Origin of the sequence: Paenibacillus sp. JQZ6Y-1 (assembly GCF_040719145.1) — a bacterium.
Classification (GTDB): Bacteria; Bacillota; Bacilli; order Paenibacillales; family Paenibacillaceae; genus Saccharibacillus; species Saccharibacillus kandeliae.
On record NZ_JBFDUZ010000006.1, the window covers coordinates 79,545 to 93,331 of the forward strand.

The 13,787-nt window shown below is 48.7% G+C and carries 11 protein-coding genes; 6 read left to right on the plus strand and 5 right to left on the minus strand.

The features are described 5' to 3' along the window. Positions 1–292: 292 nt before the first annotated feature. The 5 genes from ABXR35_RS21920 to kduI form a co-directional block, all read right to left on the minus strand. Positions 293–1,108, minus strand: a complete 816-nt coding sequence (locus tag ABXR35_RS21920) for an SDR family NAD(P)-dependent oxidoreductase (protein ID WP_367064196.1) — start codon at positions 1,106–1,108, stop codon at positions 293–295. Between the two features lie 247 nt (positions 1,109–1,355). Next, complete coding sequence (locus ABXR35_RS21925; protein ID WP_367064197.1) at positions 1,356–2,222, minus strand: sugar phosphate isomerase/epimerase family protein; 867 nt, start codon at positions 2,220–2,222, stop codon at positions 1,356–1,358. A gap of 51 nt (positions 2,223–2,273) precedes the next feature. After that, positions 2,274–3,026, minus strand: a complete 753-nt coding sequence (kduD, locus tag ABXR35_RS21930) for a 2-dehydro-3-deoxy-D-gluconate 5-dehydrogenase KduD (protein WP_367064198.1) — start codon at positions 3,024–3,026, stop codon at positions 2,274–2,276. Between the two features lie 45 nt (positions 3,027–3,071). Continuing rightward, a complete protein-coding gene (locus ABXR35_RS21935) occupies positions 3,072–3,833 on the minus strand; it encodes a DeoR/GlpR family DNA-binding transcription regulator (protein ID WP_367064199.1) in 762 nt (253 codons plus the stop codon). A gap of 173 nt (positions 3,834–4,006) precedes the next feature. Continuing rightward, positions 4,007–4,837 (minus strand): 5-dehydro-4-deoxy-D-glucuronate isomerase, encoded by an 831-nt coding sequence (gene kduI / locus ABXR35_RS21940; RefSeq protein WP_367064200.1) that lies wholly within the window; start codon positions 4,835–4,837, stop codon positions 4,007–4,009. A 1,067-nt stretch (positions 4,838–5,904) separates the two neighbouring features. Here kduI and ABXR35_RS21945 point away from each other — a divergent pair. From ABXR35_RS21945 to galU, 6 genes are all read left to right on the plus strand, one after another. After that, on the plus strand, positions 5,905–6,582 hold the full coding sequence (locus ABXR35_RS21945) for a response regulator transcription factor (RefSeq protein WP_367064201.1): 678 nt from the start codon (positions 5,905–5,907) through the stop codon (positions 6,580–6,582). Next, entirely contained in the window at positions 6,579–8,315 is a 1,737-nt protein-coding gene (locus ABXR35_RS21950; RefSeq protein ID WP_367064202.1) for a sensor histidine kinase, read from the plus strand. Before ABXR35_RS21945 ends, ABXR35_RS21950 begins: the two co-directional genes overlap by 4 nt. 362 nt (positions 8,316–8,677) lie before the next feature. Then, entirely contained in the window at positions 8,678–10,906 is a 2,229-nt protein-coding gene (locus ABXR35_RS21955; protein WP_367064203.1) for an ArnT family glycosyltransferase, read from the plus strand. Between the two features lie 53 nt (positions 10,907–10,959). After that, on the plus strand, positions 10,960–11,970 hold the full coding sequence (locus ABXR35_RS21960) for a glycosyltransferase family 2 protein (protein WP_367064204.1): 1,011 nt from the start codon (positions 10,960–10,962) through the stop codon (positions 11,968–11,970). Beyond that, positions 11,957–12,337 (plus strand): GtrA family protein, encoded by a 381-nt coding sequence (locus ABXR35_RS21965; protein ID WP_367064205.1) that lies wholly within the window; start codon positions 11,957–11,959, stop codon positions 12,335–12,337. Before ABXR35_RS21960 ends, ABXR35_RS21965 begins: the two co-directional genes overlap by 14 nt. Before the next feature lie 254 nt (positions 12,338–12,591). Next, a complete protein-coding gene (gene galU / locus ABXR35_RS21970; RefSeq protein ID WP_367064206.1) occupies positions 12,592–13,476 on the plus strand; it encodes a UTP--glucose-1-phosphate uridylyltransferase GalU in 885 nt (294 codons plus the stop codon). The last annotated feature ends 311 nt before the right edge of the window (positions 13,477–13,787 follow it).

The window sequence follows — 13,787 nt, forward strand, 5'->3', positions numbered from 1 at the left end:
ATTTACTTTGTATAAATAATATTAACACAAAACTATTTTGTGTGCAATTAAATATATTTATAAAATAATATTAATTATGCTTGGTAGGTACACGTTAGTCAAATGAAGTTCTAATGAACCCCAGAAGCCGCAACAATTAGAACAACATCACGAACCTTTTCCACGCCAAAAAAGTCTGTATCTCCTCAATGGAAATACAGACTCTTCGTCTCTTATACCTTCTCTAGCTTATATGACAATACCGCTCTTATAGCAGCTTGAAAGCTTGAGCAGGTTATATCTAATTTAACAATTAATCCTTGTACACTCTGCCCCAGCCGTATCCAGCTTCCTCTGATACATCTTCAGGCATTCCCGGCAAAATCAACCCACCATCTACACGCAGATTGATCCCCGTAATATACGATGCGGCATCCGAGGATAGCCATGCTACCGCTTCACCAATATCGCCCGGTGTTCCCATACGCCCGAGTGGGATTTTGTGTCCAAGCGGTTCGGTCAATGCGTCCTGCTCTGGTCGATTGACGGTTGCTCCCGGTGCGACACAGTTGACCCGAATGCCGTGCGGTGCGAGTTCTAACGCCAGCGACGCACAGGAGCGGATCAATGCCGCCTTCATTCCGCCATAGATGCTGTCACCCGGATACGCACGTTCCCCACGTGACGAGGTAATATAGATGATACTACCTGCAATCTGGCGCTCAATCATTGCCTGTGCCGCATAACGTGTTGCCAGAATCGGTGCGCGATAATCCAGATTGATCATCCAATTGATATCGTCTGGCTCTAGCTCCACCAGTGGATTCATCGTACTGCCACCTGAATTGTTTACCAGCAGATCAATCCGGTCGTAATGCTCCACCGCCTCACGGATGGTGCGCTCCACTTCCTCCTGCTCTGCCAGATTGCTCTCAATCATATAGCTGTCCGTCCCATACTGATGTGCTAGCTCCTGCGCCAGTTGTTCTGTTTCCTCTCGCTCCGAATGGCAGGTAAGTACCAGTCGATACCCCTTTTGCGCCAGTACAGAGGCAATGCCGCGTCCAAGCCCGATTCCTGCTCCCGTGACGACTGCTACGGGACGATGCTGCTGAGATCTATTGGTCATATTCAGATGAACCCCTTTCACAACAGATGATGGACATTATTACCCCTGCGTCCGTTGCTTCACCCTACGAAATGAACATCTCTCCACATACAAAGCCCAAATCAAAACAGAGCCACACAAAGAAACAGACACCCCAGATCGAAATCCAATGATGCCTGTTTCTTTGTATTAATGTCTGTTCGTAGATAAAGGCAGCGTTGGCAGCATCCATCATGTGAATCCTTGGCTATTCTGTCCGCCGGATGTGTTAACCGTTCGTATGATGATGCCGACTGAGCTGTTCCTGCCAGATTCGGCGCATATGCAGCGACGCTTGCGGCAGCTGCTCCTTGGTCACACCTTCCAGCGAAATATCGATATGCGGCTTGTACTGCTGCAACAGCTCAAAGAAGTATGGATAATCCAAAATGCCGGTTCCCGCCAGCACTTCTTCTTTTTGCCCATTCGCAGTAAACTGCATATCCTTCGCATGGATCAAAATGATACGCTCCGCCAATCGTTCAAACACCCCACGCAAAAATCCCTGCTGATCATCCACAAATTCCGTTTTCATCATATTGCATGGATCGAACAGCATCCCTACTGTCGGTGAAGGCACTTCGCTGATCAATTGCTCCATCAGCTCGGCGGTATGCAGCGTATGCGTGGCTACTGGCTCAATCGCCAGATGTACGCCCCATTTCTCCGCTTCCTCCGCCAGCTCAGTAACCGTTTCGCGCAGCGTTTGCCAGCCGATCTCCGCATAATTGTCGGGATGAGTCGACTGGTATGTATGAAACGAACCCGTCTCTGTCGCCACCATACTGCATCCAAAATCACGCGCATATCGCAGATGCTCCTTGAATCGGTTAATCTCGCTACGCCGCACATCGCGGTCAGGATGAACCGGATCAATATAACAGCCAAGCACAGCAATACGCACACCTTGACGATCAAATTGCTCCGCCACATAATTGCCCAGCCCCGGGCTTAGCTTGCCATTAGACGTGTCAATATCGGAAATGGCTTTGGCGAGCGCCAGCTGCACACCCTTAAAGCCACCAGCAGCGACACGTACTGCCAGATCGGCAGCCGGCTGCTTACCATAAATATGGGAAAGCACGGATTGTCTCATGTAATGCACCCCGTTTCTCTCAATAAGAATACGTTACTGCATACATGCAGCTTAACGCGCCAACCAGCCGCCATCTACACAAAGCACATGACCGTTCAAGTAATCGGACGCAGATGAGGACAGGAACACAACTGGTCCCTTCATATCTTCTGCTGTTCCCCAGCGAGCTGCTGGAATACGATCCGTAATCGCATCAAAGCGTGCCGGATCAGCAACAATGGGTGCGGTATTATCGGTCAACATATAGCCCGGTGCAATCGCGTTGACCTGAATGCCTTTGGATGCCCATTCGTTGGCAAGCGCCTTGGTAATACCAGCGACTGCGTGCTTGCTGGCAGTGTAGCCCGGCACATTGATACCGCCCTGATATGACAGCATGGAAGCGACGCTGACAATTTTGCCGCTACCGCGTTCAATCATATGACGCCCAACGAGCTGTGACAGATAAAAGACCGTTTCCAGATTGAGATCGATCACATCCGCAAAATCCTTCCACGAATGCTCCGCAGCTGGCGTACGGCGGATAATGCCTGCATTGTTGATCAGAATATCGATGTTTCCTTTAAAATTCAGTGCTTGCCCGACGACATTTTCCAGCTGATCATGCTTGCTCAGATCGGCTTCGATAGAGATCGCATCGCGTCCGAGCGCTTGGATCTTTTCCACTGTATCGTTACTACTGGAATACGATACGCACACCACATCTGCGCCCGCTTCTGCCAGTCCCAGTGCCATCCCCTGTCCCAATCCACCGCTCGACCCTGTGACCAGTGCAACCTTGCCACGCAAATCAAATGAATTCATGTCGATTGCTCCTTCTGTTATCAAATGAAACGCCTTGTACTTGGGCTAACTTTTTGTTACATCAAGTGGTACGCCCGCCTGACGAAACTGCTCTGCCTGCTGATCCGACAATCCACTGTCAGTGATGATCATATCCATCTCCGAGCAAGCAGCAAAGGTCCAGAGCGCGAACTGCCCGAACTTCTGGTGATCCACAACGCCATATACGTGCTGCGCCGCTGCGACCAATGCCTTTTTGAAAGGAACCAGATCGCCAGTATAAATGGACAAGCCAAACTCCGGGTGCAGCGCTGTCGACGAGACAAAGGCTTTGTGAATATTCAGCCCTCGCACATATTCAATCGCCTGACTGCTAATCAGCATATTGCGATTCCGTTCGCCTCCCGGTACGACCAAGCGTACCTGCTCCCGCCGTGCTAACTCACTCAAAATAAACAGATCGTTGGTCACGACCGTCAGCGGAATGGCAGGCAAGCGGCGAGCAATTTCCAGCGTCGTACTGCCGCCATCCAGCGCGATAATATCGTTCGGCTGAATATATGACAACGCCCGCTCGGCAATCTCGCCCTTTTCCGGCATATGCTTGGTGTTGATGCCCTGACCGGACAGAATGCCATACTGGTCATTCTGCGCAAGAACGGCGCCGCCATGCACACGCATGAGCAACCCCATTTCCTCCAGCCGTGCTAGATCCTCACGGATCGTCTTGCCTGTTACGCTCAATGTATCACTCAATTCGCCAACCGTAATTTCCTGATTGGCGATCAATAGTTCCATAATCTTCTCATGCCGCTTGATTGCGCTCATTCCAACCCCCGTCCCTTCCGGCACATGCTTGTATAGATGATTCCTGCGTAGAAGCCCATGCAGATGAGCAAAGATGTAAAGGCACACGTCGTCTGTTATCCAGTTTGTAGTGAACATCAATACTTGTCTGCATTACGCATTCTATATATTGTACCGAAATGGTGTTTTTGGGTTTATTTTAAATCCTGCATGGCAACGGCGTCCATATCATCGAACGTTTGGTTCTCGCCTGCCATTGCCCAGCAGAACGTGTAATTGCTCGTACCGACACCGCTATGGATCGACCAGCTTGGCGAAATGGCAACCTGACCATCGCGCACAACCAGATGCTTCGTTTCCTGCGGCTCGCCCATAAAGTGGAACACGACTGCATCCTGCGGCACATTAAAATACAGATACACTTCCGAACGACGGTTATGTGTATGCGAAGGCATCGTATTCCACATATTGCCCGGCTCTAGTTGCGTAATGCCCATCACCAGCTGACAGCTCTTAATGCCGCCCTCGTGGATGTATTTGTAGATCGTGCGCTCGTTGGATGTTTTGATGTCGCCCAGATGACTTGGCGTTGCATCTTCCCGAGTCGATTTGGTGGTTGGATAGGCTTTGTGTGCGGGCGTGGAAACAAAGTAAAACTTCGCCGTGTCTCCACCGTTACTAGCAAAGCTCACTTCCTTCGTTCCGAGCGATACGTATAGACATTCAAATGCACCCAATTCGTAGGATTCCCCATCGGCAGTAACCGTACCTGTTGCCCCGATATTGATGATGCCGATCTCACGGCGCTCTAGGAAAAAGTCAGTACCAATATCCTTGAGATTCACTTCCAGCTTGATCTCCTTCGACGTGGGAACCGCCGAGCCAACAATATAGCGATCCACATGACTGTAAACGGTTACGAGTTTGTCCGGCTGGAACAGATTCTCAATCAGAAACTCCTCGCGCAAACGGGCAGTGTCAAACGTTTTTACATCATTCGGGTGAGATACATAACGGTTTTCCATGATGATCATCCTTTCGAATAGGTTTATTTAATGTTCATATACGTTTATATTAGTTCAAATCGAACCTAAAAGGAAGGGGGAGATGGAAATAATTTTTCGGTGGATGGGTTGGCATTCACTGCGGGGAGGAATAAGGGGACGTCCTCCGTTCCGTGCTTGCCGCATCCAACGAAATATTATTTACCTCTTGGTGGAGAGTAGAATGGAAAGACGTTTTTTCAGACTGCGACGGTTTTATTGTTTGGATGACGATTTTGCTCATACATGGTGCTCGTACGTATATGGGGCTTAAATTCTTAAAGGGATTTGTCGTTATTAGGTAGATAGTTACTGGTTGTAGAATTACCGCTTTGTTGTGGGTTAATATACCGTTATTACATTTATCATTACTGGTTTTACTTTAGTAAAATGTGCTTCTATCGAACATTGAGATTGACTATCTATCGGAGCAGGGATGATTGTTGGATTGGTTTTGGAAAATGAACGGGTATACGGTCATTTGTTCATATTCTCTACATATTATTGTGATAGGATGATTGTAGACAGGTCTGTGTTGAATGAAGTTTGATCGAAGACATGTTGATATACACTGCTGATTTCGGGGATTTAGGTAGAGGGTATGTTTCTGTTTTCAGCTTAATTACAGATAAGCGATATAAAATAAAGAATAGATATGAAGAATGTAGTTTCTAAGTATCCATTAGTTGCGATGGTTGTAAGACTGCTCTGTTTAAGAAGGCTGAATATGAAGATTTTTTACATGTTACAGTTATAGACTTGTTCGCGATCTTGATTTCGCCTTAAATGTATTTTATATAATGATCAAGAATTGTAAGCATCTTAGATATATATTTTATGTAATGAATTGATGCAAGCATCGCTTAGTGGAGGCAAGGGAATAAGGGAAAAAGACGACCTTGGAGCTACGAGAATCTACATACACTTCCAATTCGTAGATTCTCGTAGCTCCACCGGAGTCTGTTCCCTTATCCCTTGCCGGAACGTTTAATGCCCCAAGCACAAAATTAATCAACTTTCAAATCACCCGACCAAAGGAGAACAACACCATGGTAAGAATTCTAATCGCTGACGACGATGCGTCCATTCTGGAATTGATTCATATGTACCTCACCCGCGAAGGCTATAACGTGCACCGGGCTCGCGATGGGCAGGAAGCGTTTGATATGTTAAGCGATGGTAAATGGGATCTCATCATCCTCGATGTCATGATGCCGCATATGGACGGCTGGCAGCTGTGTATGGATATTCGTCGCTATTATGGCGATGTGCCGATTCTGCTCGTGACCGCCAAAGGTGAAGCCGAGGACAAGATCAAGGGCTTCCGACTCGGCACCGACGATTATTTGGCGAAGCCGTTTGTACCAGAGGAGCTGGTAATGCGGGTCAAGGCATTACTGCGTCGATACCGTATTTTCGCTGGAGAATCGCTCACGATTGGCAATGTACGCTTGGATGCGGCGACCAAGGAAGCCGAAGTGGAAGGTTCCTTGCAGCCATTGCCTGCGAAGGAATTTGAACTTATTTATACACTCGCTGGATTCCCCGGTCAGATCTTCACACGCGACCAGCTGATTGAGAAGATCTGGGGACATGATTATGACGGCGATGAGCGTACGGTGGATGTGCATATCAAGCGTCTGCGCGACCGCTTTTCCGAGCAAAATGGGTTTACCATTCAGACGATCCGCGGCATCGGCTACCGGATTGAGGTGAAAGCGGATTGAAAAATATATACAGCCAGCTGGTGATTACATTTATTCTCGTCATCGTTGCCAGCTTTGTCATTACGATTTTGATGTCGGATTGGGTGATTCAACGACAACAATCCAGATATATACAAGACGGTATTCTAAGTAATGCGGAAGCGGTCGCGGCGATGCAGGCAGAGATTCCTGAAAAGTTGATGCAGAAATATCTGGATAGTCAGGCAGGGCAAACGCAGATTATGGTGATCAGCGAGGATGGCAAGACCTATCGATCCAACGGTAACGGTCCGGGCGGTCCTCTCGGTCTGGCACCTCCTCCCAACCCGTTCGGTTCCGATTCGTCCACGAATACAAATAGCTCTTCGACGACAAACGACGATTCCAATGAATCATCGTCCACCTCGTCTAAGGATTCAGATTCTAGCACCTCTGATACCAATAGCAATAGCGATACAACGAGCGATCCCGAGTCATCGTCAACCGGAAATGAAGACTCCTCTACAACTGCTCCCACTATGAACAATCATACGAGCGCTCCTAGTACTCCACCGCCACCACCCGGCTCCATCGAAGGCAAGGGACCTCCACCGCCCGATCTGGAGCAGGCTTGGACGATTCCAGATGATGTGAAGCAATTGGTACTGAATGGTGGCATCTATCATCCAGAGAACAAAGAGATGCAGAGTGGTTCCGGCATTCCGGGCTTAAACTTTCATTTTGGATTTGGCAATCAAGACCCAGAGCCGCGTTATGTAGGTGTACCTTTTGAACGTGACGGTGTGCACTATGCCCTGTTCATTCGTCCGAATCAATTCAGCAATCAGTTGAACAAATGGATGGTTCTTGCCTTGTCGGTCATGCTGACAACAGGTGTACTGCTGTTCCTGTTCGCTGCTCGTCTGATCGCACGACCGATTGCGAAGCTATCCGAAGCGACACGCCAAGTAGCGAAGGGCGATTACAACGTCCGCGTGAATCTGAAGCGTAAGGATGAGATTGGCGAGCTGGGCAATAATTTCAACCAGATGACGAGCCAATTATCCAAAATCGAAGCGATGCGGCAGGAGTTCGTCTCCAACGTATCTCACGAAATTCAAACGCCACTCACTTCGATTCGCGGCTTTGCGGTCGCGCTCAAGGATACAGCAAGCAGCGAGCAGATGAAGCATTTGAAGATTATCGAGCAGGAAAGCGAACGATTATCCAAGCTCAGCAGCAATCTGCTCAAGCTTGCTTCCCTCGATGTGGTGAAGCTCAATCTGTCGAACTTCCGGCTGGATGAGCAGGTGCGTATGGCGGTCGTCTCCTGTGTACCGATGTGGACGGCGAAGAATATTGAAGTATCCGCCGATCTGGATAAAATCGTATTCCACGGCGATGAGGATCTACTCAGTCAGGTATGGATCAATCTACTATCGAACGCGATCAAGTTCACTCCCGAAAAAGGCAATATTTATATTACGCTTACGGAGGATGAGCATTGGATCAAAACGAGTGTGCAGGATACCGGCTGCGGTATTGATGACGAGCATGTGAAGCATATTTTTGAACGATTTTACAAAGCAGATACATCCCGCAATTCAGCGGTGAGCGGCAACGGACTGGGATTATCCATTGTGCAAAAAATTCTGATGCTGCATGGTGGTCGAATCGAGGCTATCAGCACAGTAGGCGAAGGAACTACCATGACCGTCTATCTGCCACGTCCGATTGTGATAGAAGAACCGGACAAACATCGTCCAACCGAATAAAGGTTTAGTTTCTATCGTCTACACAATATACTGGCTTTTTCGTTCATTATGCGGATGTATAGGAGTGTATGTATATTATTTTCAGGTTATAAACATGCAGATTTCATATGTAACTTATGTGTTATGATTTGTTGTTTATTTTTCTTATACCTGCTGTAATAAAAGGTGAGAGAACCCTTGCATGATGGGGTTTCTCGCCTTTTTTATGTATATTTAAAACAATATTCAGCCTTATTTAAGGTAGCGTTCATTTCCTGTTCATATTGCATTGTTATATTTTCTACATCAAGAACATATGACGAATGCTCCTCATCATCGTGAACGGAGCTGTACTCGATATTCATGTATGAGGAGGCAACAATATGAAAGGTTCATTTTTTCGAAGGATCGACCCGGTTCTTGCCATTCTGGCTCTGGTCGCTGCGGGATTATCGCTGTACAATATCAGCCAATCGGGTGATTTGAATACCTACTACGCAGCAGCCGTAACCAGCATGATGCAAAGCTGGCATAACTTCTTCTTTAACTCGTATGATCCGGGCGGATTCATTACCATCGACAAACCGCCTGTCGCCTTCTGGCTACAAACAATCAGCGCCAAAATCTTTGGCATTCATAGCTGGAGCTTGGCGTTACCGTCCGCCCTTGGACTGGCTGGCTCGGTCATTCTGCTATATCTGATTGTTAAGCCGCATTTCGGTTTGGCAACTGCCCGCATTGCAGCATTGATTCTGGCACTGACACCGATTGCAGTAGCGGTAAGCCGGACGAACAATGCGGATAGCACACTGGTCTTCTTCCTGATGCTGGCAGCCTACGTACTGCAACGCAGCGTCAAAACTGGCAAGCTGCTGACGCTATGTATCGCTTTTGCACTCGTTGGTGTCGGTTTCAATACGAAAATGCTTCAAGCCTTTATGGTGCTGCCAGCATTTTACCTATTCTACTGGCTCGCTCGTAAAGGACAATGGAAGCAAAAGATCATGCACCTACTGGTCTCCGGTGTCGTACTCGCCGCCGTGTCCCTCTCTTGGGCAACCATCGTCGATCTGACCCCTACTAGTCAACGTCCCTATGTGGGCAGCAGTGGCACCAGCAACTCGGTACTAGAATTGGCGCTTGGTTACAACGGAATCAGCCGTCTAACTGGTGATTCCGGCGGTAGTGGTGGAAGTGGCGGAGGAGGACAACCTCCAAGCATGAACAATCAAAATGCCGCGTCTACAACGAGCAGTACACAGACTACAGCAACCGCCGCAAATGCTTCAGCGGATCAAGCTTCGACTACTGCCACTATCACGTCCACAGCGAGCACGACGGCAGCCATAACGAGCAGCTCGGATACGACATCTGACAAGTCCAGCACTGTATCCACCGCGTCGTCTACAACGACAGCAGATAACAGCGCAATCCAGACAAATGGATTCCCTTCCGGCGGTATGGGTTCTGGCGGTCCCGGCGGATCGGGTGGAGGTATGAGTGGTGGCGGAGGCGGTGGCAGCAATGACGCTGGTGATGCTGGTCTATTCCGATTGTTGGATGACAGCAATGCTGGTCAGATTGCTTGGTTCCTGCCAGCGGCACTGCTAAGCGCCCTGATGCTCTGGCTACAGCGCAGAGAACAACGCAACATCGTCTTGTTCTGGTTTGCATGGCTACTGCCGATGATCGTATTCTTCAGCATCGCTGGTCATATTCACCGTTACTATTTTGTGATGATGGCTCCTGCCATTGCCGCTCTGACGGGTGCAGGTATCGTTCAGCTCTGGAAAGCAGGAAGACGCTGGTGGACAATCGCCTTTATGGCAGTGGCACTTGGAACAGGCAGCTATATCATCTGGGGACAAGGCATGACCACGCTCGCTATCGCGGCACTTGCCCTTGGTATCATTTCTCTGATCCTGCTGCTGTTAAAACGCGATGCGTGGAAACGTGGCGCTCTGGCACTGACGCTGGTGACATTACTGGCAGCGCCCGCTTACTGGTCACTCACTCCGGCACTGTATGGCGGCAACTCGGTTCAGCCGTATGCCGGACCAGAGCTTGCCGATTCACGTAGCAGCAACAATAACAGCTCTGATGTAGATGCTGATCTGATCGCTTATCTAGAAGCCAATCAAGGAGATGCCAAGTATCTCGTCGCGACAACGGCATCTCAGACCGCAACACCGATTATTTTGCAAACGAGTGACGCAGTCATCGCATGGGGCGGCTTCAAAGGCTCTGACAGCGCATTGACGGTGGACCAATTGGAACAACTCGTAAGCAGTGGACAACTCCGGTACGTACTGCTTGGTGGCGGTATGGGCAGCGGCAGCTCCGAGCTGACGCAATGGGTGCAGGAACATGGAACCGAAATTTCAGAATCGGAATGGAAATCCGATTCCACCGCATCTGCCACAACCACTTCCACAAGCACCGATCCATCGGCAAGTACGACCGTTACCAATACAACTAGTGATACGAACGCTCCAACGATTACACAAGCAAGCAGCAGCAACGACTTTGGTCGCGGTTCAGCTGGCGGTTCAAACCGCAGCGGCGGTCCCGGCGGCTCGCAAATGACGCTGTATCAACTGACGGCGGAATGAAGATTCCGCAACCTTTTCCCTCAAGCTCTTGAACATCCAAAGGAGGACTACCGATGAAATATTCCATTATCGTTCCGGTCTACAATGAAGAAGAAGTTGTACTGGAGTGCTACCGCCGTCTAACGGAAGTGATGCAGCAAACCGGAGAAACGTATGAACTGATTTTTGTAAATGACGGCAGCCGTGACCAAACGGCTGCGATGGTCACCCAATTGTGCAATACCGACTCTTCAGTCAAAATGATCGACTTTTCCCGTAACTTCGGTCACCAGATTGCGATTACCGCTGGTATGGACAGTGCATCTGGTGAAGCGATTGTCGTGATCGACGCCGACTTGCAGGACCCGCCAGAATTGATTTTGCAAATGATTGAGAAATGGAAAGAAGGCTATGACGTTGTCTATGCCACCCGCGCTGAGCGCAAGGGCGAAACAGGCTTCAAAAAATGGTCTGCTGCTCTCTTCTATCGCACCTTGAACAAGCTGAGCGACATCGACATTCCACTCGATACAGGCGACTTCCGCCTGATTGACCGCAAAGTATGCGAAGCGATGAAGAGTCTGAAAGAAAGCAACCGCTTCGTACGCGGGCTAGTGAGCTGGGTCGGTTTTCGCCAAACGTCCATCGCTTATGTGCGCGAAGAACGCTTTGCCGGTGAAACCAAGTATCCACTCAAAAAGATGCTGCGTTTTGCATCCGATGCTCTGATCGCGTTCTCGCTCAAACCACTGCGTCTCGCTAGTGTGCTCGGTAGCTTCGTTTCCCTGTTCAGCTTTATTTTCCTGCTGTTCGTGGTCGGTCAGAAGCTGATGAACTTCTCGACTACACCGGGCTGGGCATCCATCATTGCCTGCATTCTGTTCCTCAACGGTATCATGCTTGTCATCCTCGGCGTGCTGGGCGAATACGTCGGTCGAATCTACGACGAGGTAAAAGGTCGTCCACTATATCTCGTACAGGAAAAACGCAACTTTGTGCAACAGCAACAACAACCGCTGCATGATCAGCACATCGTAACCGACCAACGTCAAATGAACCAAGAGCAGCGCTATGTTGGTTTCTAAGCTATTTTCCAATCAGGCGGTACGCTTTGCCGCTGTGGGTGTGTCCAATACCGTCATCGACTTTGTCGTATTCATGCTGCTGCAAAACCTTACTGGTGTTGCAGCAGCTCAAATTCTCGGCTATAGCGCCGGAACCGCCAATAGCTACTACTGGAATCGCAAATGGACCTTTGCCCGTGAAAAAGGCTGGGACGTGGGGGAACTGATCCGTTTTCTCGTCGTCAATATCTGTGTTGCGTTGATCACCAGTATCGCCATTAGCCTCGTCCCTTCGACCATTCCAGTCTGGATTGCTAAGATTGCCGTTACTATTCTTGGTCTGGGCATCAACTTCGGCTTCAGCAAGCTGTGGGTATTCCGCGGATAACATATTGGTTGGATAACGAACAGACTGTTTTGTCTCTAGGATTCCAAACTCTATCCGTTATCATCCCATGACAATCCATAGGTTAGAACATCCATATATTCCTGTGTTCTATTGCCAATACGCAAGGTTTCTTTTCCATTCTTCGCTAAGAAAATAATATCGCTCGCTCTATGTATCCATAGATATTCCGATTCCATGTATACCTAAATTACTTTACTACCATGTAAGCTACTACCATCCAAGGAGGCATTCCTATGAAAGTACGCAAAGCGATTATTCCGGCAGCTGGTCTTGGCACCCGTTTGCTGCCAGCCACCAAAGCCCAACCTAAGGAAATGCTTCCGATTGTCGACAAACCGGCAATTCAATACATTATCGAAGAAGCGGTCGCAAGCGGGATTGAGTCGATTCTGATCGTTACCGGTCGTGGCAAGCGTTCGATCGAAGACCATTTTGACCATTCCGTCGAACTGGAACTTGAACTCGCTACCAAAAACAAAACGGCTCTGTTGGAGCAGGTTAACTATATTTCTGAGATGGCAGACATTCACTATATTCGTCAGAAAAAGCCACTTGGTCTGGGTCACGCCATTCTGTGTGCCAAACAATTCGTCGGCAATGAGCCATTTGCCGTTCTGCTCGGCGATGATCTGATCGTCAACGAAGAACCCGGTCTGAAGCAGCTGATTAACCAGACGGTCTATCCGTCTACCGCTATCGTCGGCGTACAGCATGTGCCTTACGAGGAAACGAATAAATATGGGATCGTTGCTCCTTCTGCCATGCCTAATACACCACATTCCATTATCCCATTAAGCGGTATCGTGGAAAAACCGGATGTAGCAGATGCCCCTTCCGATTTAGCAGTTATCGGACGTTATGTATTGCCACCGGAAATCTTTGATATTCTCGAAGACACGCCACCGGGCAAAGGCGGCGAAATCCAATTGACCGATGCCATCTCTCGTCTGCCGCATCTGGCTGCACTGGAAATTCAGGGCAACCGTTACGACATCGGCGATCCGCTCGGCTATGTAAAATCGACCATTGAATTCGCACTGAACCGCCCCGAACTGCGCGGTGAGATTCAAAAGTATTTGGAAGAACTGTACAATCGCTCGCACGCTTCGGTACAATAACGTCTGATAGGGCGTAGGCAAGGATAAAGTAACCACTTACGATGAGATTGAAATAACACTCTACAGCAAGGATGCAATAGCGACCTAAAGTGAGATTGGAATAACCCTCTGCATTAAGGATGGAAAACGATCAGCTGTGAAGTTAGAATAACAACCTACTGTAGATTGGAATAATAAAAGCCTGCACGATACAATGTGCAGGCTTTTTTGCTGTTCCCATTCGTAGTAACATCCTATTCCTGTAGATTCCTTGCGCTATCTCACCGCCTCTTCCATTTCCCACTACATATTTCTTGTGAACCACCTAGCTT

Bases quoted from the DNA above. Each gene is read 5' to 3' on its own strand.
- ABXR35_RS21920 (WP_367064196.1), bottom strand. From the start codon at position 1,108: ATGACCAATAGATCTCAGCAGCATCGTCCCGTAGCAGTCGTCACGGGA.
- ABXR35_RS21925 (WP_367064197.1), bottom strand. From the start codon at position 2,222: ATGAGACAATCCGTGCTTTCCCATATTTATGGTAAGCAGCCGGCTGCC.
- kduD (WP_367064198.1), bottom strand. From the start codon at position 3,026: ATGAATTCATTTGATTTGCGTGGCAAGGTTGCACTGGTCACAGGGTCG.
- ABXR35_RS21935 (WP_367064199.1), bottom strand. From the start codon at position 3,833: ATGAGCGCAATCAAGCGGCATGAGAAGATTATGGAACTATTGATCGCC.
- kduI (WP_367064200.1), bottom strand. From the start codon at position 4,837: ATGGAAAACCGTTATGTATCTCACCCGAATGATGTAAAAACGTTTGAC.
- ABXR35_RS21945 (WP_367064201.1), top strand. From the start codon at position 5,905: ATGGTAAGAATTCTAATCGCTGACGACGATGCGTCCATTCTGGAATTG.
- ABXR35_RS21955 (WP_367064203.1), top strand. From the start codon at position 8,678: ATGAAAGGTTCATTTTTTCGAAGGATCGACCCGGTTCTTGCCATTCTG.
- ABXR35_RS21960 (WP_367064204.1), top strand. From the start codon at position 10,960: ATGAAATATTCCATTATCGTTCCGGTCTACAATGAAGAAGAAGTTGTA.
- ABXR35_RS21965 (WP_367064205.1), top strand. From the start codon at position 11,957: ATGTTGGTTTCTAAGCTATTTTCCAATCAGGCGGTACGCTTTGCCGCT.
- galU (WP_367064206.1), top strand. From the start codon at position 12,592: ATGAAAGTACGCAAAGCGATTATTCCGGCAGCTGGTCTTGGCACCCGT.